The following is a 25524-nucleotide window of genomic DNA, read 5'->3' on the forward strand; positions in this document are numbered from 1 at the left end:
CTATTACGGGGTGGCATTGGATAATATCGGCATTTTTAAAACCTAATTAGTATCAGTACAACCTCATACATGGGTAAAAATTATTGATGCTATGCTAATAGGATTAATATTTGGAGTTATTGTTATAAAGACAAAATCTCTTATGTTTGTTATTGGCACTCATCTATTTTATAATGTTACTGAATAAATATTATTTGTGGATAACTCATATAAATTCACCGGACTTATTTGTTTTAAAAATTCTAATGTTTTATCATCAAGTTTAATGGGAGGCTTGTTTTATACCGAATTTATAGAATTAATTATACTATCCATTATAGCTCTAGCATTAATATTTTTATTCCGAAAGGATATTCTGTATAAAAAAGCTGAAAAATATTTTTTAGGTAATTAAAGAATATAAATTTATCTTAAGACATTTCTTTCGTAGTTTGTTTGGCAACTTTAGGATAATACAAATGAAATCTTATCTATTGATAACCAGAAATTTTTATACACTTGCTAAGGTTGAATTTTGTCATATATAATAGTATAAGTTATATATTAGTAATAAAAGTAGGAGGCTTTACATAATGGATTATAAAATTATTGCAGTGGATATGGATGGAACCCTTTTAGATGATGAAAAACAAATATCAGAGTATAATAAAGATATGATACATAAAGCTATGGAGTTAGGAGTAAAGTTTGTTATTTGTTCGGGAAGACCTCCTATGGCACTAAAGTTTTATTCTGAAATAGTATTTCCGGGGGAACCTGTAATATGCTGTAATGGAGGGGTAATAGTAGGAGAAAATAAACGTGTTATTAAATCAATTCCATTGAATAAATATAGTTTACTAAAAGTCATAGATATATTAAGAGAAGAAAAGGATACCTATTATCATTTTTATGACGATTTTGGACTCTATAGTGAACAGTTTAGGTATACTACCAAAAAATTCTATGATATTAACAATAATCTCAGTGAAAAATTCAAGATGAAAATTACAATTGTAAAAAATTCAAAAACTTTCATAAAACACTGCAGATGCAACATAACTAAAGTAGTAGTCATAGACGAAGATGTGGAATATTTGGAGAGGCTGAGAAATAAAATAGCAAAAGTTCCAGGTATAGCAACTACAAAATCGGATTTGCATAATATTGAAATAGTTAGAAGAGGCGTTTCAAAGGGCAACGCACTTGAATTTTTGGGAAATTATTACAACATACCCATGGAGCGGTGTATAGCTGTGGGTAATGACGAGAATGACAAAAGTATGATTAAAACTGCAGGTGTTGGAGTAGCTGTATTTAATTCACGGGAAATTTTAAAAAAATCTGCAGATTATATTACAGAAACAGATAATAACAGTGGTGCCGTGGGAGAAGTTATAAAAAAATTTATATTGTAAAATATATTGACAATTATAAAATTTAGTTCTATAATATTAAATAATAAGTTTTAAGGTTAAAGCCTATGAGCAGGAGTAGTAAGTATTATAATTTGGGTTAAGAGAGTCTGAGATGGTGGGATTCAGATGCTGATGTTAATACCGAATGGATCTGTAAGGTGTGATGTGAATTAATAGTAGCAATATCCGGGGGGTCTGCCGTTAAAAAGACAGGGTATCGAGAATATTCTCCGTACCTGAAAGAGATAGTTTTATTTGGGTGGCTAAAGGAAATTGGGCATTTCTTCCTAAAAGGAAGAAATGCTTTTTATTTTTAATTTTACCATCTAATATAAGATTAATATGGGTGGTACCGCGGAAAATACACTTCGTCCCTGTTAGGGATTGAAGTGTATTTTTTTATTAACTTTGGAGGTGAAAACCATGTTAAATGTAAATGAAAGTAAATTTAATCTGTTAAAAAATAGTAAAGATGCATTTCCTGTAATATGTACATTGAATGGAGATGAAATAACCCCTATAAATGTATTTTACAATTTGAAGGGCAAAAATAAAATAATAATGGAAAGCGTGGAATTCAATGAGCAAAAGGGAAGATATTCTTTTATAACTTGCAATCCTTATATGGAAATAAGGAGCTTTAAGAATAATGTATTTGTAAAATATAAAAATTCTGAGTTTAAACTTCAGGGTAAAATAATGGATTTTATAAAAAAGTATATGGAGATAAATTATAATGCTGATTCAGTAGATATACCTTTTACTGGAGGGGCTATTGGGTATGCAGGATATGATGTAATAAAACAGTATGAAAATATAAAGGATGACAATGAAGATGACTTAAATATTCCAGAGAGTTACTTTATGTTCTATAAAGAACTGATATGCTACGATCATCTAAAACACAGATTGATTTTAATATACAACGTACTTCCAGAAGATAATATAAGTTATGAAGAAATTAATGATTATTTTAAAAAACTGTACAGGCAGATTACAGGAAAAATAATAATTCATAATATTGCTAATAGTTCAAAACCAGCAGAATTTACTTCTAATTATACTAAAGATGAATTCTGTAAAAATGTAGAAAAAGCTAAGGAATATATAAAAAGCGGGGATATATTTCAGGTGGTTATCTCCCAGAGGCTAAAATGCAGCACTGAACTTGAGGCTTTTGATATTTATAGAAAACTGAGATATGAAAATCCATCTTCCTATCTATTTTATATGGATTTTAAGGATTTCCAGGTAGTAGGCTCTTCGCCAGAAAGGCTTGTAAGTGTATATGGAGGTAAGGTTACTACTAATCCTATTGCAGGCACCAGGAAAAGGGGAGTGACCAAGGAAGAAGACGAAAAATTAGAAAATGAGCTTATAAATGATGAAAAAGAAAGAGCAGAGCATGTTATGCTAGTAGATCTTGGCAGAAATGATATAGGAAAAGTAAGTGAATTTGGAACTGTGCAAGTGACAAAATTTATGGAAGTGCATAAGTATTCCCATATTATGCATTTGGTATCTGAAGTATCTGGAGAACTGAAAAAAGGTGTATCAAGTTTTGATGCTTTTATTTCCTGTCTCCCTGCAGGCACTGTATCAGGAGCACCTAAAATAAGGGCCATGGAAATAATAGATGAGATTGAAGATAGAAAAAGACTTCTCTATGCGGGAGCGGTGGGGTATTTTTCCTATAACAAAAATATGGATACTTGTATTGCCATAAGAACAGTAGTTGTTAAAGAAGGGTATGCTTATATACAAGCTGGAGGAGGCATAGTGTATGATTCCCATCCAGAATCTGAATACCAGGAATCTTTAAATAAAGCAAAGGCATTAATGGAGGTGGTATAAGTTGATATTAATGATAGATAATTATGATTCTTTTACCTATAATCTATATCAATATATAGGAGAATTATATAAAGATATAGTTGTGGTTAGAAATAATGAAATTTTAGTGGAAGATATAGAAAAATTTAAAAATCTGCAGGGTATAGTCATATCTCCAGGCCCCGGAGTACCGGAGGATTCAGGTATATGTATTGATGTAATAAAAAAGTATGGAAAGGATATACCCATCCTTGGCATATGTCTGGGGCACCAGGCCATAGCTGCAGCTTATGGCGGAGATGTGGTCAGAGCAAAAGAAATAAAGCATGGCAAAACATCCATGGTAGAACATGTAGAAAATGAATTGTTTAAAGGAATTAAAAATCCCATTAGGGCTATGAGATATCATTCTCTGGTGGTGGATGAAGAATCCATAAATTCCACTGGTGTTATTAAAATTGCAGAAAGTGATGATGGAGTTCTGATGGGGATAAAGCATAATGTTTATCCAGTATATGGCCTTCAATTTCACCCTGAATCCATACTCACAGAGTGTGGTAAAAATATAATAAAAAATTTCCTGCAGGAGGTGTGTCATGTTAAATGAAGCTGTAAAACAGGTTTTATCAGGTAAAGATTTATCGGAAAATCAGTCTCATGATGCAATGGAAAGTATAATGAAAGGAGAAGAATCTTCTGTACTAATCGCAGCTTTTTTAATAGCCCTTAAGATGAAGGGGGAGTCTATTTCAGAGATAACAGGCTGTGCAATGGCTATGAGGGATATGGCAGTGCCTGTAAAAATAAAATCCCAGTATGCCATTGATACCTGTGGCACAGGGGGAGATGGAGGGAGGACTTTTAATATATCCACTGTAGCGGCTATTATAGCAGCTGCTGGAGGGGTAAAAGTGGCAAAGCACGGAAATAGGGCAGTGTCCAGTAAAAGTGGAAGTGCAGATGTACTAAAAGAACTTGGCATAAATATAACTTTGGAAAAATCTAAAGTTGAACAATGTATTGATGATGTAGGAATGGGTTTTTTATTTGCACCCAGTTACCATAGTGCCATGAAAAATGTAGCAGCCGTCAGAAGGGATTTGGGAGTTAGAACCATATTCAATATATTAGGACCTCTTACCAACCCTGCCTTTGTAAAAGGACAAATTATGGGAGTTTATGATATAAAGCTTTTAGAACCGGCAGCTAGAACACTTTTAAATTTGGGATGTGAAAGAGCTATGGTAGTTCACGGCGGAGATGGATTGGATGAAATTACAACTACCACAGTAACTTATGTATGTGAAGTAAAAGATGGAGAAGTGAAAAAATATACCCTGTCCCCTGAAGATTTTGGTATAAAAACTGCTTTTTATAGGGATATTGCAGGAGGTAATGCCAGAGAAAATGCAGCTATAATAATGAATATATTAAAGGGTAAAACAGGGCCTGAAAGGGACATAGTACTGTTAAATAGTGCTGCTGCACTTTATGTAGGTAAAAAAGTGGAAAATTTAAAAGAAGGGATATTAATGGCCAGTGAACTTATAGATTCTGGAAAGGCTTATGGTAAGTATGAAGAAATTTTAAATTACAGCAATTAAGGCAGGTGAATGAAATGATATTGGAAGATATAGTAGATGTAAAAAAGAAAGAATTAGAAATTAGAAAGAAAAGTAACCCTGTGAGAAATATTTTAGATAAGCTCAGGAGAATAGATAAATTTAAAATTAGAAATTTTAAAAATGCTCTTATAAAGGACAATATATCTATTATAGGAGAGATAAAGAGGGCATCTCCCTCTAAAGGTATAATAGACCATAAATTTCAGTTTGAAGATATATGCAGTGTTTATGAAAAACTGGATGTAGATGCTGTATCTGTACTTACCGAGCAGCATTACTTTAAAGGAAAGGACGAATATTTAAAAAAGGCAAAAGAGCTTATTTCAAAGCCTGTGCTTAGGAAAGATTTTATTATAGATGAATATCAGATTTATGAATCAAAGCTGTTAGAAGCAGATGCAGTGCTTTTAATAGTAAGAATTTTAAAAGAAAATTTACCCAGATTCTATAAATTAGCATCCTCTCTGGGACTTCAGTGTATTGTAGAGATTCATAATAAAAGTGAATTGGATATTACTCTTGAAATAGAGCCTGAGATAATTGGAATAAACAACAGGAATCTTGAAAATTTTACTGTGGATTTAAAAAATACAGAAAATTTGGTTAAATATATACCACAGCATATTGCTGTAGTTTCAGAAAGCGGCATAAAAACCAGTAAGGATTTTAAATATATAAAAACTCTTCCTATAAATGGGGTGTTAATAGGGGAAGGACTTATGAAAAAAGTCTATGATAGAGACAGTATTGAAAGTTTTGTAAATAGTATAAAAAACGGATAATTTTTAATAGCAGTGGGAGAGGGGATGTACATTGATTAAAGTGAAAATATGCGGTGTTAAAAGAGAAGAAGACATTGAATATGTAAATAGATATAAACCAGATTATGTAGGATTTGTGTTTTCAAAGAGTAAAAGGCAGGTTAACTTAGAACAGGCTAAAATGCTCCTGAAAAATTTAGACAGCCACATTAAAAGTGTAGGGGTTTTTGTAGATGAAGCTTTAGAATATGTGTATAATATCTCCAAGAATTTATCACTGGATGTAATTCAGTTTCACGGCTTGGAGAATGAAGAATATATGGGACATTTTAAAGAATTTACCCTTTGGAAGGCATTGAAAGTGGAGAGCGGAAAAGATGTTTTAAATTTAAACTACAAATATGCAAAGGGAATAGTTTTAGACAATAAAACAGCTGGAAGCGGGAAAAGCTTTCCTTGGTGTATTGCAAGAGATATTGAAGTCGAGAAGGATTTAATACTGGCAGGAGGTATTAATGAAGAAAATGTGGAAACCGCAGTTAGCATAGTTAATCCAGATATAGTAGATGTGTCAAGTGGCGTGGAAAGTCAGGGATATAAGGATCCATACAAAATAAAAAGGTTTATTTGGAAAGTGAGGAATATTAAATGAATAAGTTATATGAAAACTCAGGAAGATTTGGAAAATTTGGCGGGCAGTATGTTCCAGAAACAGTTATGACTGCGCTTATGGAACTGGAAGAGAGTTTTAATGAGGCGAAAGAGGACAGTGAATTCATTAAAGAATATATGTATTATTTAAAAGAGTATTCAGGAAGACCTACCCCCCTTTATTATGCAGAAAATCTCACTAAGAATTTAGGGGGTGCAAAAATATATTTAAAAAGGGAAGATTTAAATCATACCGGTGCACACAAGATAAACAACGTATTAGGACAGATACTCCTTGCAAAGAAAATGGGAAAAAAAAAGGTAATAGCAGAAACTGGTGCGGGACAGCATGGAGTGGCGGTGGCTACAGGGGCTGCCATGTTTCAAATGGAATGTGTTATCTATATGGGAGAAGAGGACTGCAGACGGCAATCTTTAAATGTGCTTAGAATGAAAATATTAGGGGCAGAGGTGGTTCCAGTAAAGTCAGGTACTAAGACTTTAAAAGATGCGGTAAATGAGGCTCTTAGAAAATGGGTGGAAAATATAGAAGATACTTTTTATGTAATGGGTTCTGTGGTAGGACCTCACCCTTATCCAACTATGGTAAGGGATTTTCAAAGAATAATAGGGGATGAAACAAAAGAGCAGATTTTAAAGAAAGAAGGAAAACTTCCTGATTATATAATAGCATGTGTGGGAGGGGGAAGTAACTCCATGGGTATTTTTTACCCCTTTATAGAAGATAAGGGCGTAAAACTTATAGGGGTTGAAGCAGCGGGACTTGGGGTGGATACAGATAAACATGCAGCCTCTATGGCTAAAGGCTCTGTTGGAGTACTTCATGGAATGATGACTTATCTTATTCAAGATGATGAGGGACAGATACTTCCTGTGTATTCTGTGTCTGCAGGACTTGATTATCCCGGAGTAGGACCAGAACATGCCTATTTAAAGGATACAAAAAGGGCAGAGTACACCTATGTTACAGACAAGGAAGCACTGGATGCTTTTGGATATTTAAGCAGATGTGAAGGTATAATACCAGCCCTTGAAAGTTCCCATGCCTTGGCCTATACCATGAAGTTAGCACCTAAACTTCCAAAAGAAGAAATAGTTGTTGTAAATGTTTCAGGGCGAGGAGACAAGGACGTAGATACTATTTCAGAGCTTAATATATTTCAATAATATGGGGAGGATATATATGAACAGAATTGATTTTAAATTTAAAGAGTTAAAAGAGCAGGGCAAAAAGGTGCTTATACCTTTTGTAACAGCAGGAGATCCTAGTTTAGATACCACAGTTAATATTGTGCTTGAAATGGATAAAAGAGGAGCAGATATAGTGGAAATTGGAATACCCTATTCTGATCCACTGGCAGATGGTCCTATTATACAGGCTTCTTCCCAAAGGGCAATAGAGGGAGGAGCTAAAATTAAAAACATTATGGAAACTATAAGAAAGATAAGGGAAAGAAGCGAGATTCCTCTTGTATATTTAGTATATTACAGCTCCATATTTAAATATGGTGTAGAAAGTTTTATATCTGAAGCCTCTGCTGCAGGCATAAATGGAATCATAATACCGGATCTTCCTATAGAAGAAAGGGGAGACATAATGGGTATAGCGGTGAAATATGAAGTTCACTTAATACCTCTTGTGGCACCTACTTCAAAAAGAAGGATTCAGGAAATAACGGCAGGGGGTTCCGGCTTTGTATATTGTGTATCCAAAAATGGAGTAACTGGAGTGGAAGAGAAAATCAAAACTGATATTAAAGAATATATGGAACTTGTGGGGAGTTATACAGAACTTCCCAAGGCCTTGGGTTTTGGAATTTCAGGGCCTAGTATGGCAAGAGAATTTAAATCTTATTGTGATGGAATAATAATAGGAAGTGCTATAATTGACATCATAGATAAATGCAGGGGAGAAAAAGAAATATTAGATAAGGTGGGAAATTTTATTTCAGAAGTTAAAAAAAGTTTGGAGTAGTTAGGCATTGTATAAAACGATACAAAATTTCATTTGCCTGCAAATATATTGGAAACTGAATGGGAGATTTTGAAATGGAATTGAAGTCTCCTATTTATTTTTTTTATGGCATTTATGGGTTATAATATATACTAAATCTTAAAGTTTTAGTTAAGATTATTGTACGTATTAGGTTTAGGAGTGATATTTTTGGAAGAAAAAAAACAGATTCAGACCAGGCTTAGAAGAATAGAAGGACAAATAAAGGGTATTGAAAAGATGATTGAAGGTGATATATGCTGCAGGGATATATTAATACAAATTGCAGCAGTGAGGGCTGCAGTGAACAAGGTAGGAGGTCTGGTGCTTAAAAATTATGCCAGAACCTGCCTGGTGGAAGACGAAAATAATGAGATAAAAAATGATAATCTAGATACTTTTCTAGATACTTTTACCATGTTTTTAAAGTAGCTGATATAATGCTCTGGAGATTATTTATTTTTATAAAGTTTTCTTCTAAAAAGAACAGTGGCTTTAAATATGGAAGATACTAAAAATATACCTACGGCTATAGTTCCTGCAATTTCCAGGGTGTTAAGTCCCGTGGAAAGGGACTGATTTATATTACCCTGTATGGAATATAGCATGGTGTTATACATTCCCCACCCTGGAACTAATGGAATAATTGAATATATTATAAAAGTTGTGGCGGGAGTTTTTATTACTCTTGCCATTATTTCTGAATAAGTTGAGGCAAATGCTGAAGCTGTAAAAAAACAAAACAGGCTGGAAGAACTTATATAATGTGAAGAAAGAAGATAAAAAAACCAGGTGAATCCTCCCCCTAAAGATGAAAATATTAAACTTTTTCCCCTTACATTTCCAAGTATGCTGAAAGACAGGGTGGCAATAAAGATATATATGGAATTTATTATCATAAACCTATTCCTCCTATAATAGACCATAATTTTAATACAACTCCTGTGCCTATGGCAATAGCTACAGCCACAAGAAAGGCTTCTATTCCTCTGGAAATACCGGAGATTAAATCTCCTGCGATGGTATCTCGTATAGCATTTGTTATGGAAAGTCCTGGAACAAGCAGCATAATGGAGCTTATTATTATGGTATCTCTGTTTGAGCCTATATTGAAATTAATGCTTATAAGTGCTATTAAAGCAGCCATAGCTCCGCATAATATATTTATAAAAAATTCATTTGCTCGAAGAAAATTAAGACTTCTAGAAATTAAATTTATTAACATTCCTATAAAAAATGATACTAAGGAATCTTTTATATTTCCTCCAAAAGCAAAACAGAAAAAGGTTGTGGCTAGTCCTGAAAATAATAAAGTTATTTTAAGATTATAAGAACTAGCGGATTCAATTTTATTCAGGTTCATTTCTACCCTGTATAGGGAATAATTGTTTTTCTTTATATTTCTTGACAAGTTATTTACTCTAGCTATTTTCTCTAAATCCAATGTTCTGTGGCGTACTCTCTTTATTACTGATATGGTTTGACCGCATTCATCAGAGGCGGATACTATAATTACATTCAAAGTTACAAAAGCAACTATGCTAAATATACCATAGCTGTTTCCTATTCTGGTTATGGTTTCTTCAACCCTGTATATTTCGGCTCCACTTTTTAGCATTATTTTTCCAGCATAAGCTGCTATATGTGCTATTTTATCGACGTTCATGAATGATATCTCCTTGTATAGAATAAATAATGAAAATATTATATCATAAAATTTGTGTTTGTTATTCATAAAGTATACTTGTGTAATTTGAAGTTATAAAGTAATATGGTAATTAAACTGAAGGATTAAAAACTTATATTTTCAAAGGAGTGAATAATACATGGATTTTAATGAGTTGAAAAAAACAGATCAAGATATTTATGGAATAATTGAGGGAGAGTGGGAAAGACAAAAAAATGGTATAGAACTTATTGCCTCTGAAAATTTTACAAGTAAAAGTGTAATGGAAGCTATGGGGTCCTTTCTAACAAATAAATATGCAGAGGGATATCCAGGTAAAAGATATTATGGAGGATGTTACATAGTAGATAAAGCAGAAGATTTGGCAAGAGACAGGATGAAAAAACTTTTTAATGCAGAGCATGTAAATGTACAGCCACATTCAGGTTCTCAGGCGAACATGGCTGTTTATATGTCTGTTTTGAAGCCGGGAGATACAGTGCTTGGAATGAGTTTAAATCATGGAGGTCATTTAACTCATGGAAGTAAGGTGAGTTTTTCAGGTAAATTATATAATTTTGTGTCCTATGGATTAAATAGTGACACAGAAATAATTGATTATGATGAAATGAGAGAACTGGCATTTAAACATAAGCCTAAAATGATAGTTTCAGGTGCCAGTGCCTACCCAAGAAAAATAGATTTTAAGAAAATAAGAGAAATATGTGATGAAGTAGGGGCCTACATGATGGTGGATATGGCTCATATTGCAGGAATTATTGCTGCAGGAAGGCATGAATCTCCAGTACCTTATGCAGACTTTGTTACAACTACTACCCATAAAACATTAAGGGGACCTAGAGGGGGAGCTATAATATGCAAGGAAAAATATGGCACTGCGATTGATAAGACCATATTTCCAGGAATACAGGGAGGACCTTTGATGCACATTATAGCTGCCAAGGCAGTTTGTTTTGGGGAGGCATTAAAGGATGAATACAAGGATTACATAGACCAGGTAATAAAAAATGCCAAAGTTTTTGGAGAAGAACTGGTGAGGTATGGATTCAGACTTGTAAGCGGAGGTACTGACAATCATCTTTTATTAGTGGATCTTACCAATAAAAATATTACAGGGAAGGATTTGGAAGAACTTTTAGATAAGGTAAATATAACTGTAAATAAAAATGCTATTCCTTTTGACAAGTTAAAACCAAATGTGACCAGTGGTATCAGAGTGGGAACTCCAGCTGTAACTACCAGGGGATTTAAAGAGGAGGAAATGAAAAAAGTAGCTTATTTTATCAATAAAGCTGTGGAAAATAGAGAAGGGGATTTGTCAGCTATTAAAAAGGAAGTAATGGAATTATGCAGGGCTTTTCCTCTTTAAGAATAATTTGTTTTTAAATTGCAACTGTCTGTTTTATACAGACAGTATTTTTTTGAATTAAGGTAAGATTTAAGGTGTATTTATTTTTTACAAAGCTAATAATATTCTAGGATATTTATGAATACAATTTATTAAAATAAATATAATGGGGTTGAGTTATTATGATAAAAAAAGGAACTTTTATTGAAGTAAAAATAGTACACCAGTATGAAAATAAAAATACAGTTGATGTATTTTTAAGAGGTAATTGTTTGAAAGACTGCAGGGTGGGAGAATTTACAGATATACTCACCACTACAGGATACAGAGCATCTGGTATAGTTTCTGAAAATAATTTTTTATATAATTCTTTGGCTGTAAATAATAAAAATGTACAGGGCGTACTTTTTATTAGAGAAGAAAGATAAAATTATATATTATTCACAAAAAAATATATATATGATATAATATACGCGAATAATCTTGAAAAAAATATAATAAACGTTCGAAAAAATAATGAAATAAGGAGAAAGTACAATGAGTGTTAAACGGCTGTTCGTAGAGAAAAAAAGAGGATTTGACATAGAAGCTCAAGGACTTCTTAAAGATATTAGAGAAAGTCTCGGCATTTATGGTCTAAAGAATGTAAATATATTGAATCGTTATGATATAGAAAATATAGATATCCAAGAATACGAAAAATCCAAATATATAATATTTTCAGAAAAAACTGTAGACAATATATACGAAGAAGAAATAGCATTGGAAAAAAATGATAGGGCTTTTGCTGTAGAATACCTTCCGGGTCAGTATGATCAGAGAGCGGATTCTGCATCTCAATGCATTCAAATCTTAACTCAAAGTGAAAAGACTCAGGTTGTATCTTCAAAAGTATATATTCTCTATGGAGATATATCGGAAGAGGAATTTATAAAAATAAAAAATTACTGTATAAATCCGGTAGATTCCAGAGAAGCTTCTTTAGAAAAACCAGATAGCCTTGAGAGCAAGTTAAATGTGCCAGAGTCCGTGGAAATATTAAAAGGATTTATAGAAAAAGATAAGGAGCAACTTAAAAAGTTTATAGAAACCAGAGGCCTTGCCATGAGTATAGAGGATTTAATCTTCTGTCAGAAGTATTTTAAAGAAGAAGAAAGACGGGATCCTACTATAACAGAAATAAAAGTAATAGATACATACTGGTCTGATCACTGCAGACATACTACTTTTATGACTGAATTAAAGGAGGTATTTATTGAAGAAGGCAATTTCTCAACACCTATAAAGAATACCTATGAAGGTTATTTGGATTTGAGAAATAGAATATACGGCGAAAATAAAAAACCGGAATGTCTTATGGATATAGCCACTATTGCAGTTAAAAAATTGAGAAGGGAAGGCAAACTTAAAGATTTAGATGAATCCGATGAAATAAATGCATGCAGTATAGTTGTGAATGCTGATATAAATGGAAAAGATGAAAAATGGCTTGTAATGTTTAAAAATGAAACCCATAACCATCCAACAGAGATTGAGCCTTTTGGAGGAGCTGCAACTTGTCTTGGAGGGGCAATACGTGATCCTTTGTCTGGAAGATCCTATGTATATCAGGCTATGAGAGTTACAGGGTGCGGAGATCCGAGAACCAAAGTGGAAAATACATTGAAAGGAAAGCTTCCCCAGAAGAAAATAACATTAGGAGCGGCGGAAGGATATAGTTCTTATGGAAATCAGATAGGTCTTGCTACAGGTATGGTTTCAGAGATATATGATGAAGGGTATGTAGCTAAGAGAATGGAAATAGGTGCAGTTATAGCTGCAGCTCCCTTTGAAAATGTAAAAAGAGAAAAACCTACTGTAGAAGATGTAATAATACTTCTAGGGGGAAGAACAGGGAGAGATGGCTGCGGCGGAGCTACAGGTTCTTCTAAAAAACATACAGAGTCCTCCATACTTACCTCTGGAGCAGAAGTGCAAAAGGGTAATCCAGTTACTGAAAGGAAAATTCAAAGGCTATTTAGAAATGCTAAGGTAAGCAAGCTTATTAAAAGATGTAATGATTTTGGTGCAGGAGGAGTGTCTGTAGCTATAGGAGAGCTTACAGAGGGGCTTGAAATAAATTTGGATTTGGTGCCTAAAAAATATGAAGGTTTAGATGGAACCGAACTTGCAATATCAGAGTCCCAGGAACGTATGGCTGTGGCTGTATCAAGAGAAAATCAGGATAAGTTTATAGAATATGCAAGGCAGGAGAATTTGGAGGCTACCAAGGTAGCTGATGTGACAGCAGATAATAGATTGAAGATGTTCTGGAAAGGGGATACCATTGTAGATTTAAGCAGGGAATTTTTAGATACCAATGGAGTAAGAGGAACTGTTAAGGTAAAAGTAAAATCCCCTGGGGACAAGGGTTATTTTGAGAAAAGTATTTCAAATAAAAGTAATAATGTAAGGGAACTGTGGATTGAAACTTTAAAGGACTTAAATATATGCAGTCAAAAAGGATTGGTGGAAAGATTTGATAGTACCATAGGTGCTTCTACGGTGCTTATGCCTTTTGGAGGAAAATATCAGGATACTCCTACAGAGGTTATGGCGGCAAAATTACCAGTGTTAAAGGGAGATACCAATACTGCCACAATAATGAGCTATGGATACAATCCAGACATTGCTAAGTGGAGTCCTTTTCATGGAGCAGTTTATGCAGTGGTGGAATCAGCAGCTAAAATTGCAGCTTCAGGAGGGGATGTAAACAATATAAAACTTACTTTTCAAGAGTATTTTGAAAAACTTGGCAAAGAACCAGAGAAGTGGGGTAAACCTTTTTCAGCACTGCTGGGAGCTCTTTATGCTCAAAGTGAATTCGGCATAGCAGCTATAGGTGGGAAAGATAGTATGTCAGGAAGTTTTAAGGATATGGATGTTCCTCCTACTTTAGTTTCTTTTGCAGTGAGTACAGCAAGGGCTGACAAGATTATATCCCCGGAGTTTAAAGGATATGAAAATTATGTAGTGGTTATACCTGCATTAAGGGATAAATTTTCTCTTCCAGATATTAAAAAGCTTAAAGAAAATTATGCTGTTATAAACAGCATGATAAAAGAGGGAAAGGTGCTGTCTGCCCACACAGTTAAAAGAGGGGGAATATGTGAAGCTGTAAGTAAAATGAGTTTTGGTAATAGAATTGGGATAAAATTTCAAGATAATATAAGTTTTAAGGAATTATTCTTTCCAGATTATGGTTCAATAATATTGGAGGTGGATTCAAGAACAAATATTGATGAAAAGCTTAAAAACATAGGGTTTAAACTCCTTGGGTTTACTCAAAAACAACAATGTATAGAAATAAAGGGAGAAAAAATATCTATTTTGGATATGATAAAACTATGGAATGAAAGTCTTGAAAATATTTTTCCTACCTTTGTCTCAGGAGAAGATAAAAAAATAGAGGTAGAGTATTTTAAAAGAAAGGATAGAATTTCTCCTGCTGCAAAAGTGGCAGTTCCAAAGGTTATTATACCTGTATTTCCGGGAACCAATTGTGAATATGATACAGAAAAAGCCTTTAAAAAAGCAGGGGCCCAAGTAGAAACTGTTATAATCAAAAATTTGACAGGTATGGAGATAGAGGAATCTGTGGATACAGTTGTAAAAGGGATAAATTCTTCCCAGATTATTATGTTTCCAGGGGGATTTAGCGCAGGAGATGAACCAGAGGGTTCAGGCAAATTTATTGCTGCATTCTTTAGAAACCCAAAGATAAAGGAAGCTGTAATGGAGTTCTTAAATAAAAGAGATGGCCTTATGCTTGGAATATGCAATGGCTTTCAAGCATTGATAAAACTAGGTCTTGTACCTTTTGGAGAGATAAGGGATATAGATGAGGCTTGTCCTACTCTTACGTATAATAAAATAGGAAGGCACGTATCTACCATAGTAAATACAAAAATTATTTCTAATTTATCGCCTTGGTTTAACAATGCACAGGTAGGAGATATTCATTCTATAGCAGTTTCCCATGGAGAGGGAAGGTTTGTGGCCACAGATGAAATGGTTCAACAGCTTAAAGCAAAAGGGCAGATAGCAACACAATATGTGGATTTTGAGGGCAATGCCAGCTCTGATGTTAAATTTAATCCAAATGGTTCTTACTTTGCAGTGGAGGGTATAACAAGTCCAGATGGCAGAATACTTGGCAAGATGGGTCATTCAGAGAGAATAGGGAAAAATGTATTTAAAAATATTCCAGGGGAGAAGGATCAGAAGTTATTTGAGGCTGGAGTAAACTATTTTAAAATTTAAATTATTTTTATGATAAGTATAGGTATAAGATGAAGTGTAAAAAGCTTCATCTTTTTTATATTCCTTATAAAATCCTTATAATTATAGATTATTATCTAAATGAAACAGGAGGATTGATCAATAATGAATGATTTAATTTTAGAGACTAGAAATCTTTGTAAAAATTTTAAAGGACAAAGGGCAGTAAATAATGTATCACTTAAAATTAAAGAGAATTCTATTTATGGCTTGCTTGGCCCAAATGGAGCGGGAAAATCTACAATATTAAAGATGATAACCGGAATGCTGCGTGCAAGCAGTGGAGAAATTTTATTTCAAGGTCACAGGTGGAGTAGAAATGATTTGAAAAATATGGGAGCTTTAATTGAAGGTGCACCGCTTTATGGAAATCTTACTGCAAGGGAAAATTTAAAGGTACGTACAATAGTTTTAGGACTTTCTGATAAAAGAATTGATGAAGTACTTGAAATAGTGGATTTAAAGGATACTGGAAAGAAAAGAGCAGGTCAATTTTCAATGGGAATGAAGCAGAGACTTGGTATTGCAATTGCTCTTTTAAATAATCCAAAGCTTTTAATACTTGACGAACCCACTAATGGATTGGATCCTTTTGGCATACAAGAGCTTAGAAAATTGATAAAGTCATTTCCAAAACAGGGGATTACAGTAATACTATCCAGTCATATATTAAGTGAAGTTGAACAGATAGTGAATGAAATTGGAATTATTTCAGGGGGAGTTTTAGGATATCAGGGAGATATGAAAAAAGGACAAGATCTTGAAAAATTGTTTATAGAAGTTGCAGGAAAGTACAGAAGGGAGGGCGAATAGCATGGGAGCTTATTTAAAATCAGAGTGTTTGAAGATAAAACACAGCTTTATAGGAAAACTTATTTTTATTGCTCCCTTTTTGGCAATAGCACTTTCTTTTGTTTTAACCACAGCATATTTTGAAATTGACAGTTACAATTGGTGGTATACAATGCTTCTTCCGGGAATGATATCTTTATTGTCTACATTAGTTGCTGCTAAAGATAAAAAGATGAAAAATATGGCGGTGCTTTCCCTGCCATTAGACTTAAAAAAGGTTTGGAGGGCAAAAATACTTGTATGCGTGTGTATGAGCTCATTTGCAGTTATTATTCATTTAATTGGATCTGTATTCATAGGCAGTATTTTGGGAATAGGAAAACTTGGAACAATTCAGGCAATGAATGCAGTGCTGGCAAGTATGGCTTTAATAATGACATTTTTGTGGCAGGTACCCTTATGTATGTTTTTAGGAAATAAGATAGGAATGTTTCCCACAGTATTGATCAATATTGTTTCCTGTCTTATATTAGGAGTACTGCTTGCTGTTCATGATGTTTTTTGGATGGTACCCTATGCAGTTCCTTCAAGGCTTATGATTCCAATTATAAAAGTTCTGCCAAATGGGTTACCAGCTGTTCAGGGTAATCAGACTTTCACACCGGAATTATTGTCAGGAGATGTCATATTGCCTGGAATTATAATTACAGTTATCTTATTTGCTATACTTGCATTTTTTACTGCAAAATGGTATGAAAAGCAGGAGGCAAAATAATATGCTAATGCTTATTAAACTAATAAAATCTGATTTTTATAAAATACATCATACTGCAATAGTGTGGATTCACATTATAGTTCCAATATTTATTTCATTATCATTTGTGGCATATTATGCATCTTCAACTGTAGCCGTGAATAACCTTTTTAGATTGGGTTTATATACACAGATTTTATCAATTGGATTTCCACTAATAATCAGTATAGTATGTGCTATGGCTGCAGAGCAGGAAGCTGATGCGGGAAACTTTCAGGTGCTCTTAGCGTCAGAACACAAGCTTTTAAGCTTTCTAAGTAAAATATGTATGATGCTTCTTATGGGATTCTTTTCTCTTATTGTTGCCATTGGCATTTTTGTATTAGGATTGGAGTTTTTAATCCATGAGAAAGTATTTGATCTCCATATTTATGGGAATATAATTTTGATTTTATTATTCAGTCAGATATTTTTGTATATACTACACTTATTATTAAGCTTCCGTTTTGGAAGCGGGTCTTCCATAGGACTTGGTATAGCAGAAAGTTTGGTTTCATCACTTATGGTTACAGGACTTGGAGATGTAATTGGCAAGTGGCTTCCCTGCAGCTGGGGAGCAAGAATAATGCAGTCTTATATAATGTTAAATAGTAATGTAAATGATGTTAATGTACTATTAAATAAATTTCAGGGGTTATATATGAATGAATTTAAGATGGGAATATATATATGTATTATTGCAACTATCATATTGTTTTTATTGAGTTTAATGTGGTATAACTATTTTGAAGGCAGAAGTGAAAATTAGAGAGGTGATGTCATGGCGAACATACTTGCAGTTGACGACGAAATAGACATTCTTGAAATAATAAAAGCAGCGCTTTTAAAAGAAGGCCACAGAGTTACTGTTGTCAGTGATTTTTCATCTTTTAAACTTGAAAAATGTGTAGATTATGACTTGATTTTACTGGATGTCATGATGCCGGAGGTTGACGGTTTTATTCTCTGCAGAAGGCTTCGAAAACTCGTAGATTGTCCTATTTTATTTCTGACTGCAAAGACAATGGAGGAAGACATTGTAAAGGGACTTGGTATGGGTGGTGATGATTACATTACAAAGCCTTTTGGAATAAATGAACTGCGTTCAAGAGTGGCGGCGCACCTTAGACGTGAGAAAAGAGAAAAACACAATAGTTTTATTGTATCTGGAGTAAAGTTTAAACTATCATCAAAAGAGGTATTTATAGGAGAAAAACAGATCCCTTTGACAAAGAGTGAATATGAAATCAGTGAGTTTCTTGCCATAAATCATGGACAGGTGTTTTCTAAGGGAAAAATATATGAGTCTGTATTTGGTTTTGATGGTGAAAGTGACAGCTCAGCTATTGTTGAGCATATAAAAAACATCAGGGCAAAGTTTGCAAAATTAAATGTACAGCCAATTGAAACAGTTTGGGGGATTGGATACAAGTGGGTTTAAAAGGCGGAAAAAGTCTAAGCGGTATATTTATAAGGTATGTTATTTATTTTTGTATTTCTGCGGTAGTTCTTGTACTTTTGTATGCTTTTTTAGTGAATTTGATGTTTAAAAGCAATATTATGCTGCAAGCTAATTATTCTGAACAAAAACTTAAAGAAAACAGCAATGCAATTTTATTAGTGGAAAAAGTAACACCGAACCTGATCCCTGAAGGTTGCAGCTATGGTGTATATGATAAACATGGCAGTCTGTTGTACGGAAATTTTACTAAAGAGCAAGCAAAAGATGCATGGACTACTGTGGAGAAGAATAAAAGCTTTACACTTAAAGGTAAATATTTTTATGTGATTGACAGAAAACAAGATATATGTATTGTTGAATATTCTATTAAGATGCAGTTTAAATCGCCACTTCTTAGAAAATATTTTCCAAATATTGAGTTTTTTCAATTAGTTATGATTTTTATATTGCTTATAGTAGAAGCTGTGGTTTTAGCAGCCTTTTTTGGCAACTACTTATCTAAAGAGATTAAGGTTTTAATTGAGGCTGCAGATAATGTGAAAAATAGAAATCTTGATTTTAAGCCTAAACATTCAAATATACGTGAAATTGAAGAGGTAATACTTTCTTTTGATGATATGAAGGATGAATTAAGAACTTCTTTGGAAAAACAGTGGAATAGGGAAAAATTAAGGAAAGAGCAGATTTCTGCATTGGCACATGATATAAATACACCTCTTACCATAATAAAAGGAAATGCGGAATTAATAAAAGAAAGTAGTATTGAAGCAGGTAATATGAAATATAATGATTATATCCTAAAAAGTGCAGATGAAATTGAAAAGTACTTAAGAATGCTTGTAGATATTGCAAAATCAGAGGATAAAATGACTTTGAAGCGGACTAAAATAAAAACCAAAATGTTCTTTGAAAGAATTGTAGATAAGGAAAATGCATTAGCTTCTGAAAAAAATCTTGAACTTATAAATGAAGCAGAAGACATACCTAAATTTTTTTATGGGGATGAAGAACTTTTATATAGATCTATTATGAATGTACTTTCAAATGCAATTGAGTACTCTCCTCCCTTTGGAAAATTACTTTTTAAAATCTATGCACATGAAGATAAACTTGAGTTTTCACTAGAAGATAGTGGACATGGATTTTCAAAAGAAGAACTAAAGTTTGCAAAAGAGCAGTTTTATAGGGGAGACAAGAGTAGAAATTCCAGGAATCACTATGGCATGGGATTATTTATTGCAAGTTCATTTATAAAGTTACATGGTGGAGATATAAAACTGTCAAATTCTAAAGAAACTGGAGGTGGAAAAGTAGTTTTAAAGATACCCTTATCCTTGGAACTAATAATGTAAAATTAAATAGGTAAGTTATTTAGTACCACTTCACACAAACAAATTATTGTAATTTGTTGTGTATTTTAAATAGCTGTGGTTTAATAAAATTAGTAAAAAATAATATTTGGGGGGACGTATGATGACAAAACCCATAATTATGACAGATGCCAGTTGTGATTTGCCAGGCAGTTTTATTATGGAAAACAAAATTCCCTTTTTAGGTTTGATTTGTAACTTCAAGGGCAGGGATTATGAAGATAGTTTTGGAAAGTCTTTAAGTTACACAGAATTTTATGAAGGATTAAGAAAAGGTGAAATGCCCTATACTTCTCAGGTAAATCAGTATAGATTTATTGAAAAATTCAAGGAACTTATAAAGGAAAAAAGACCTATAATATACATAGGATTATCCTCTGGAATAAGTGGTACTTTCAACAGTGCAAAGCTTGCAAGGGAAGAAGTGTTAAGTGAATTTGAAGATGCCGATATAACTTTAATAGATAGCAAATCTGCATCAATGGGGCTTGGTATTTTAGTATATAATTCTTATTATATGGCAGAAAATGGATGTACAAGAGATGAAATTGTAAAATGGGTGGAGAGTAATAAACTTAAAATGAACCATTGGTTTATGGTAGAGGATTTGAAATATTTAAAAAAAGGAGGACGGATACCTCCCTTTAAGGCCAGTGTAGCTTCTATCCTTAATGTAAAACCAATTATGTGTGTTCAGGAAGAGGGTACTTTAAAAAGTGTAATTAATCTTAGAGGAAGGAAAAAGGCAATTAAATATATTGCAGAAAAATTCAAGGAAAAAAGCTCCTGTGTGGAGAATCAAATTATAGGTATATCTCATGGAGATTGTCTAGAAGATGCCAAATTTCTTGAGAAAATTATAAGAGAGGACTTTCCAAACAATAAATTTATTATAAATATATTGGGATTTGGGATGGCTGCCCACTGTGGATGCGGTACCCTTTCTTTATTCTTTCTGGGAAATGGAAGGTAGTTTTCATTTTAAAATAAGGAGAACGTGGTATTAACAAATACATATGTTCTCTTTATTCTATTTTATTTTTAATATTCAATTTATGTATTGCTATTTTCAAGATTAACTGATAGAATAGCATTAATAATTTAATTTAACACTACATTGAATTAAAGTGATAACATAAGGAAGTGATTTCTATGGCTAACTGGAGAAAATATATACCAGAAGGAACAAAGGATATTTTATTTCAAGAATGTAAAAAGAAGGTGGAGATAGAAAATATATTAAGAGAAATCTATGTAAATAGTGGATTTTTAGAGGTTAAATCTCCCACTTTGGAATTCTACGATGTATTTAATATAGAAAATTCAACGCTGCCCCAAGAAAAAATATATAAATTAATTGACAGTCAGGGAAGAATATTGGCTTTAAGAGCAGATATGACTACCCCTATTGCAAGAATTGTGGGGACTAAGTTAAAGGATGCAATTTACCCCTTAAGGCTTTGTTATACCTCAAATGTGTATAGAGTTAATGAGAGTTTAAATGGGAAAAATAGCGAGATAACCCAATCTGGAGTGGAGGTTGTGGGAATAAAGGATATTAATGCAGATGCAGAAGTGATTATAATGGGAATAAATGCTCTTTTAAACTGTGGACTTGAGAATTTTAAAGTGGAGCTTGGTCATGCAGAAGTTTTTAAGGCATTAATAGAAGATGCAAATCTTGACTATGAAGAAAAAGAAAAATTAAGGGAAAGTATAGATAGTAAGAATTTTACTGCATTGAATGAAATTCTCCATGAAAATAAAGATAAATTTGAAGAAAGTTCTTTAAATATTTTAAAGGAACTTCCAAAGTTATTTGGGGGTATAGAGGTAATTGAAAAGGCTTCTGTTCTCACATGTAATAAAAGGGCAATAAAAGCGTTAGAAGCTGTGAGAAAGGTCTATGAAGTTGTGGAGAGTATGGGACTTGGAGAATATGTTGCAGTGGATTTGGGAATGGTGCATCATATAGATTATTATACAGGAATAATATTTAGAGGGTATACTCAAGGTTTTGGAGGAAACATATTAAGTGGGGGAAGATATGATAATTTGGTGGCACAGTTTGGGGAGAATAAACCAGCTACGGGATTTGCAATAGATGTGGATGGAATAATCAAATCTCTTGAGACAAGTGGAAATTTTTCTGATAAAAATGATGAAAAAGTGCTTCTATACTATGGTGAAAAAGATTTTAAAGAGGCCTGTGAGAAAGCACAACAACTCAGAGGAGAAAGAGTTATTGTAGAAATTACCCATTTTAAGGAAGAAAAAAAGGCCAGAGAGTATGCATATAACAAAAATATGAAATTTTTTAAAATATAAGGTGTTTAAAAGCAGCCAATTGGCACGGAATAGGGTGTTTGTTTTTAGACGCTTAAAGAAACGGAGAAATTGATATGGATGGTGAAAAGAAAATTAAAATAGCCCTGACTAAAGGAAGAATAGAAAAAGAAGCTGTAAAAATATTTGAACGAGCTGGTATAGATTGCAGTGAAGTTATAAATAAGGGGAGAAAACTTATTTTTCATAACAGAGAAAGCAATATAGATTTTGTATTGGTTAAAGCTCCGGATGTACTCACCTATGTGGAGCATGGAGTGGTAGACATAGGAATAGTTGGAAAGGATACTTTACTTGAACAGGATAAAAATTTTTATGAAGTACTGGATTTGGGATTTGGAAAGTGTAAATTTTCACTAGCAGGTCTTGAGGATTCTGATTTTTATTCAGGTTACAATAGAAAAAAAATTGCCACCAAGTATCCAAATGTAGCAAGAAATTATTTTAGAAAATTAGGTCAAGATGTGGAAATTATAAAAATAGAAGGTTCTGTGGAACTTGCACCTATACTGGGGCTTGCAGATGCCATAGTAGATATAGTGGAAACAGGAAGTACCTTAAAAGAAAATGGCCTTGTTATTTATAAAGACATATGTAGTATAAGTGCAAGAATGGTGGTTAATATGGCCAGCATGAAAATGAAAAAAGAGGAAATAGAGAAAATAATAGGCAGAGTTCAAAGACAGATAAATGAAAAAGAGAAAGTTTCAAGGTAGGGGGGGAGACCATGACAGAGGAAATTATAAGTATTATAAGGGCAAATACAGAAGAGGGAAAAAAATACTTTTATGAACTTAGGCATAAAGAAGAAGAATCCCATAACGATGTAATTTTAGAAGTAAATGAAATACTTGAAAAAGTTAGAAAAAAGGGAAATGCTGCACTTATAGAATATACCAATAAATTTGACAGTAACAAGGTGACAAAAGAAAATATACTGGTAACTCAAAGTGAAATAAAAAGTGCTTATAGATTGGTGGAACATGAGTTTATGGAAGCACTAAAAACAGCTTCTGAAAATATAATGTTTTTTCATGAAAAACAAAAAAGTAATTCCTGGATGATTGCAAAGGAGCAGGGAATAATACTTGGACAACAAATAAGACCCTTGGAAAAGGTGGGCATATATGTGCCTGGAGGAAAAGCGGCATACCCGTCTTCAGTACTTATGAATACCCTTCCGGCTAAAGTAGCAGGAGTGGGTGAAATTATTATGGTAACACCTCCTATGAAAGATGGAACTATAAATCCCAATATTTTAGTTGCTGCAGATATAGCAGGGGTAGACAAGATATATAAGGTAGGGGGAGCCCAAGGGGTAGGTGCACTGGCTTTTGGTACCGAAAGTATTGATAAAGTGGATAAAATAGTAGGACCTGGAAATATATTTGTAGCCATGGCTAAAAAAAGTGTGTATGGTTATGTAGATATAGATATGATAGCAGGACCTAGTGAAATATTGATAATTGCAGATGAAGGTGCAAAGGCCGCCTACCTGGCAGCGGATTTAATGTCACAGGCAGAGCATGATTTAATGGCTTCCTCTATACTTGTTACCACTTCAAAAGGTTTAGCCAAAGAGGTTAAAAAAGAACTTGAAAAACAGATAGAATCCTTGGAAAGAAAAGATATAATAAGAAAATCCTTAAATAAACATGGAGTTATAATTATAGTAGATAGCATAAGAGAGGCCTTGGATATATCCAATAAAATAGCTCCAGAACATCTGGAAATTTGCATAAGGGAGCCATTTATGGTACTTGGAGATATAAAAAATGCAGGTTCCATATTTTTAGGGGATTTTTCACCAGAGCCTTTAGGAGACTACATGGCAGGACCCAATCATGTGCTGCCTACCAGTGGTACTGCTAGATTTTTCTCTCCTTTGTCTGTAGATGATTTTGTAAAAAAATCTAGTTTTACACATTATTCGGAGAAAGGACTTTCCAAAATAGGAGATAAAATTGTAAAACTGGCCCAGGGAGAGGGACTTACTGCCCATGCCAATTCCATAATAGTAAGGAATAAAGCTTAAAAGGAGAGAAAAAATTATGATAGAGAAATTATTTAAAGAAAACCTTCAAAATTTTGTACCCTATAATGTACCTAAATTGGATTATGAAATAAAATTGGATGCCAATGAAAGTTTTTTGAAGTTAGATGATTATATGATGGGAAAAATATTAAATAAAATAAAAAATGTGGAGTTTAACAGATATCCTGATGCCGGAGCAGAAAAGGTGTGTGGGGTGTATTCTAAATACCTGGGCATAAAAAAAGAAAATATAATGGCCGGAAATGGCTCAGATGAACTTATACAGATTATTATAGCTACCCTTGTAGATAAAAATGAAAATATAATGACTGTGGAACCCGATTTTTCCATGTATGGAAACTATGCTGGCATAGGAGGAGGAAAGGCTTTAACTTTTGAACTGGATGAAGAATTTAATCTGGATGAAAATAAACTTATAGAAAAAGTAAATGAGGAGAAAGTAAAGGTATTATTTCTATCAAACCCTAATAACCCTACTGGAAAAGTTCTGAATAAAGAACAGATCTTTAAAATATTAAAGGGATGTAATTGTGCGGTGGTTATAGATGAAGCCTATGTTGAATTTTATGAAGAAAGTATAGTAGAGAGTATATATGAATATGAAAATCTCATAGTGCTCAGAACCTGCTCAAAGGCCATGGCTTCTGCTGCCATAAGATTAGGGTTTTTAATAACTAATTCCCTTTTGTTAAATGAAATAAAAAAGGCCAAACCTCCCTTTAATGTAAGTTCTGTAACCCAGGCTATAGGAGAAGTCATACTTGAGGAAATAGATTATATAAATAATTCTTTAGAAAAGATAAAAGGGGAAAGAAGTTTTTTAGTAGATAAATTAAATGCGTTTAAAGAGATTAAATTATATCCTACCTGTGCAAATTTTGTACTTGTAAAGTTTAAAGATGCAGAATTTGTGTATAAATATCTCCTTGAAAATAAAATAGTGGTTAGAAATTACAAACAGGGGAGACTTAAGGATTTTTTAAGAATAACTGTGGGAAGCAGGGAAGAAAATGAAGCTGTTATAGATAATTTAAGTAAAATACTAAAATAGTTTTAGAGGGAAGGTGTC

The 25524-nt window shown here is 33.2% G+C and carries 24 protein-coding genes and 1 pseudogene; 23 read left to right on the forward strand and 2 right to left on the reverse strand.

Going from position 1 to position 25524, the window contains the following annotated elements; all coding sequences use genetic code 11:
• Positions 1-76 precede the first annotated feature (76 nt).
• The 10 genes and pseudogenes from V7Q02_RS15975 to V7Q02_RS12405 all read left to right on the forward strand — a co-directional run.
• A pseudogene (locus tag V7Q02_RS15975) lies at positions 77-187 on the forward strand (CPBP family glutamic-type intramembrane protease); the annotation flags it as partial.
• Positions 188-572: 385 nt separating this feature from the next.
• Positions 573-1397: a Cof-type HAD-IIB family hydrolase gene (locus V7Q02_RS12365; protein ID WP_333861325.1), complete on the forward strand. Its 825-nt coding sequence runs from the start codon at positions 573-575 to the stop codon at positions 1395-1397.
• A gap of 423 nt (positions 1398-1820) precedes the next feature.
• Positions 1821-3251, forward strand: a complete 1431-nt coding sequence (trpE, locus tag V7Q02_RS12370; RefSeq protein WP_333861326.1) for an anthranilate synthase component I — start codon at positions 1821-1823, stop codon at positions 3249-3251.
• A 1-nt stretch (position 3252) separates the two neighbouring features.
• The gene (locus V7Q02_RS12375; protein WP_333861327.1) at positions 3253-3837 is read left to right on the forward strand and encodes an anthranilate synthase component II; all 585 of its coding nucleotides are present in this window, start codon (positions 3253-3255) and stop codon (positions 3835-3837) included.
• The gene (gene trpD, locus V7Q02_RS12380; protein ID WP_333861328.1) at positions 3827-4834 is read left to right on the forward strand and encodes an anthranilate phosphoribosyltransferase; all 1008 of its coding nucleotides are present in this window, start codon (positions 3827-3829) and stop codon (positions 4832-4834) included. Before V7Q02_RS12375 ends, trpD begins: the two co-directional genes overlap by 11 nt.
• A gap of 14 nt (positions 4835-4848) precedes the next feature.
• Complete coding sequence (trpC, locus tag V7Q02_RS12385) at positions 4849-5637, forward strand: indole-3-glycerol phosphate synthase TrpC (RefSeq protein WP_333861363.1); 789 nt, start codon at positions 4849-4851, stop codon at positions 5635-5637.
• Positions 5638-5668: 31 nt separating this feature from the next.
• The gene (locus tag V7Q02_RS12390; protein ID WP_333861329.1) at positions 5669-6268 is read left to right on the forward strand and encodes a phosphoribosylanthranilate isomerase; all 600 of its coding nucleotides are present in this window, start codon (positions 5669-5671) and stop codon (positions 6266-6268) included.
• On the forward strand, positions 6265-7455 hold the full coding sequence (gene trpB, locus V7Q02_RS12395) for a tryptophan synthase subunit beta (RefSeq protein WP_333861331.1): 1191 nt from the start codon (positions 6265-6267) through the stop codon (positions 7453-7455). The genes V7Q02_RS12390 and trpB overlap by 4 nt, the downstream gene beginning before the upstream one ends.
• 16 nt (positions 7456-7471) lie before the next feature.
• On the forward strand, positions 7472-8263 hold the full coding sequence (gene trpA / locus V7Q02_RS12400) for a tryptophan synthase subunit alpha (RefSeq protein ID WP_333861332.1): 792 nt from the start codon (positions 7472-7474) through the stop codon (positions 8261-8263).
• Positions 8264-8452: 189 nt separating this feature from the next.
• A complete protein-coding gene (locus tag V7Q02_RS12405) occupies positions 8453-8713 on the forward strand; it encodes a metal-sensitive transcriptional regulator (protein ID WP_333861333.1) in 261 nt (86 codons plus the stop codon).
• Between the two features lie 20 nt (positions 8714-8733).
• Here V7Q02_RS12405 and V7Q02_RS12410 read toward each other — a convergent pair whose 3' ends face one another.
• On the reverse strand, positions 8734-9180 hold the full coding sequence (locus V7Q02_RS12410) for a threonine/serine exporter family protein (RefSeq protein ID WP_333861334.1): 447 nt from the start codon (positions 9178-9180) through the stop codon (positions 8734-8736).
• Positions 9177-9947, reverse strand: a complete 771-nt coding sequence (locus V7Q02_RS12415) for a threonine/serine exporter family protein (protein WP_333861335.1) — start codon at positions 9945-9947, stop codon at positions 9177-9179. Before V7Q02_RS12415 ends, V7Q02_RS12410 begins: the two co-directional genes overlap by 4 nt.
• 160 nt (positions 9948-10107) lie before the next feature.
• Between V7Q02_RS12415 and glyA the strand changes: the two genes are divergently transcribed.
• The 13 genes from glyA to hisC all read left to right on the forward strand — a co-directional run bounded on the left by glyA (position 10108) and on the right by hisC (position 25506).
• Positions 10108-11337, forward strand: coding sequence for a serine hydroxymethyltransferase (glyA, locus tag V7Q02_RS12420; protein WP_333861337.1), 1230 nt, complete (start codon positions 10108-10110; stop codon positions 11335-11337).
• Positions 11338-11498: 161 nt separating this feature from the next.
• Entirely contained in the window at positions 11499-11744 is a 246-nt protein-coding gene (locus V7Q02_RS12425) for a hypothetical protein (protein ID WP_333861339.1), read from the forward strand.
• Positions 11745-11853: 109 nt separating this feature from the next.
• Positions 11854-15618, forward strand: a complete 3765-nt coding sequence (locus V7Q02_RS12430) for a phosphoribosylformylglycinamidine synthase (protein ID WP_333861340.1) — start codon at positions 11854-11856, stop codon at positions 15616-15618.
• 123 nt (positions 15619-15741) lie between these two features.
• Positions 15742-16449 (forward strand): lantibiotic protection ABC transporter ATP-binding protein, encoded by a 708-nt coding sequence (locus tag V7Q02_RS12435; RefSeq protein ID WP_333861341.1) that lies wholly within the window; start codon positions 15742-15744, stop codon positions 16447-16449.
• A 1-nt stretch (position 16450) separates the two neighbouring features.
• Positions 16451-17203, forward strand: a complete 753-nt coding sequence (locus V7Q02_RS12440) for a lantibiotic immunity ABC transporter MutE/EpiE family permease subunit (protein WP_333861342.1) — start codon at positions 16451-16453, stop codon at positions 17201-17203.
• Between the two features lies 1 nt (position 17204).
• Positions 17205-17990 carry a lantibiotic immunity ABC transporter MutG family permease subunit gene (locus V7Q02_RS12445; protein ID WP_333861343.1) on the forward strand — a complete coding sequence of 262 codons (786 nt, stop codon included), beginning with the start codon at positions 17205-17207 and terminating at the stop codon, positions 17988-17990.
• A gap of 12 nt (positions 17991-18002) precedes the next feature.
• A complete protein-coding gene (locus V7Q02_RS12450; RefSeq protein ID WP_333861344.1) occupies positions 18003-18662 on the forward strand; it encodes a response regulator transcription factor in 660 nt (219 codons plus the stop codon).
• Positions 18653-20035 (forward strand): HAMP domain-containing sensor histidine kinase, encoded by a 1383-nt coding sequence (locus V7Q02_RS12455; RefSeq protein WP_333861345.1) that lies wholly within the window; start codon positions 18653-18655, stop codon positions 20033-20035. Before V7Q02_RS12450 ends, V7Q02_RS12455 begins: the two co-directional genes overlap by 10 nt.
• 121 nt (positions 20036-20156) lie before the next feature.
• The gene (locus tag V7Q02_RS12460) at positions 20157-21026 is read left to right on the forward strand and encodes a DegV family protein (protein WP_333861346.1); all 870 of its coding nucleotides are present in this window, start codon (positions 20157-20159) and stop codon (positions 21024-21026) included.
• Between the two features lie 179 nt (positions 21027-21205).
• On the forward strand, positions 21206-22381 hold the full coding sequence (locus tag V7Q02_RS12465; protein WP_333861347.1) for an ATP phosphoribosyltransferase regulatory subunit: 1176 nt from the start codon (positions 21206-21208) through the stop codon (positions 22379-22381).
• A 74-nt stretch (positions 22382-22455) separates the two neighbouring features.
• Entirely contained in the window at positions 22456-23115 is a 660-nt protein-coding gene (hisG, locus tag V7Q02_RS12470) for an ATP phosphoribosyltransferase (RefSeq protein WP_333861348.1), read from the forward strand.
• Between the two features lie 23 nt (positions 23116-23138).
• Entirely contained in the window at positions 23139-24434 is a 1296-nt protein-coding gene (gene hisD, locus V7Q02_RS12475) for a histidinol dehydrogenase (protein WP_442882168.1), read from the forward strand.
• Positions 24435-24450: 16 nt separating this feature from the next.
• Positions 24451-25506 carry a histidinol-phosphate transaminase gene (gene hisC, locus V7Q02_RS12480; RefSeq protein ID WP_333861350.1) on the forward strand — a complete coding sequence of 352 codons (1056 nt, stop codon included), beginning with the start codon at positions 24451-24453 and terminating at the stop codon, positions 25504-25506.
• The last annotated feature ends 18 nt before the right edge of the window (positions 25507-25524 follow it).

Source organism: Clostridium sp. (assembly GCF_036781005.1).
Lineage (GTDB): Bacteria > Bacillota > Clostridia > Clostridiales > Clostridiaceae > Clostridium_B.

Excerpts from the sequence above, each read along its gene's own strand:
- V7Q02_RS12365 (WP_333861325.1), top strand. The coding sequence starts at position 573 with ATGGATTATAAAATTATTGCAGTGGATATGGATGGAACCCTTTTAGAT.
- trpD (WP_333861328.1), top strand. The coding sequence starts at position 3,827 with ATGTTAAATGAAGCTGTAAAACAGGTTTTATCAGGTAAAGATTTATCG.
- V7Q02_RS12445 (WP_333861343.1), top strand. The coding sequence starts at position 17,205 with ATGCTAATGCTTATTAAACTAATAAAATCTGATTTTTATAAAATACAT.
- V7Q02_RS12435 (WP_333861341.1), top strand. The coding sequence starts at position 15,742 with ATGAATGATTTAATTTTAGAGACTAGAAATCTTTGTAAAAATTTTAAA.
- glyA (WP_333861337.1), top strand. The coding sequence starts at position 10,108 with ATGGATTTTAATGAGTTGAAAAAAACAGATCAAGATATTTATGGAATA.
- V7Q02_RS12440 (WP_333861342.1), top strand. The coding sequence starts at position 16,451 with ATGGGAGCTTATTTAAAATCAGAGTGTTTGAAGATAAAACACAGCTTT.
- V7Q02_RS12410 (WP_333861334.1), bottom strand. The coding sequence starts at position 9,180 with ATGATAATAAATTCCATATATATCTTTATTGCCACCCTGTCTTTCAGC.
- V7Q02_RS12425 (WP_333861339.1), top strand. The coding sequence starts at position 11,499 with ATGATAAAAAAAGGAACTTTTATTGAAGTAAAAATAGTACACCAGTAT.
- hisG (WP_333861348.1), top strand. The coding sequence starts at position 22,456 with ATGGATGGTGAAAAGAAAATTAAAATAGCCCTGACTAAAGGAAGAATA.
- V7Q02_RS12430 (WP_333861340.1), top strand. The coding sequence starts at position 11,854 with ATGAGTGTTAAACGGCTGTTCGTAGAGAAAAAAAGAGGATTTGACATA.
- trpA (WP_333861332.1), top strand. The coding sequence starts at position 7,472 with ATGAACAGAATTGATTTTAAATTTAAAGAGTTAAAAGAGCAGGGCAAA.
- V7Q02_RS12460 (WP_333861346.1), top strand. The coding sequence starts at position 20,157 with ATGACAAAACCCATAATTATGACAGATGCCAGTTGTGATTTGCCAGGC.
- hisC (WP_333861350.1), top strand. The coding sequence starts at position 24,451 with ATGATAGAGAAATTATTTAAAGAAAACCTTCAAAATTTTGTACCCTAT.
- V7Q02_RS12450 (WP_333861344.1), top strand. The coding sequence starts at position 18,003 with ATGGCGAACATACTTGCAGTTGACGACGAAATAGACATTCTTGAAATA.
- trpB (WP_333861331.1), top strand. The coding sequence starts at position 6,265 with ATGAATAAGTTATATGAAAACTCAGGAAGATTTGGAAAATTTGGCGGG.
- trpE (WP_333861326.1), top strand. The coding sequence starts at position 1,821 with ATGTTAAATGTAAATGAAAGTAAATTTAATCTGTTAAAAAATAGTAAA.
- V7Q02_RS12415 (WP_333861335.1), bottom strand. The coding sequence starts at position 9,947 with ATGAACGTCGATAAAATAGCACATATAGCAGCTTATGCTGGAAAAATA.
- trpC (WP_333861363.1), top strand. The coding sequence starts at position 4,849 with ATGATATTGGAAGATATAGTAGATGTAAAAAAGAAAGAATTAGAAATT.
- V7Q02_RS12465 (WP_333861347.1), top strand. The coding sequence starts at position 21,206 with ATGGCTAACTGGAGAAAATATATACCAGAAGGAACAAAGGATATTTTA.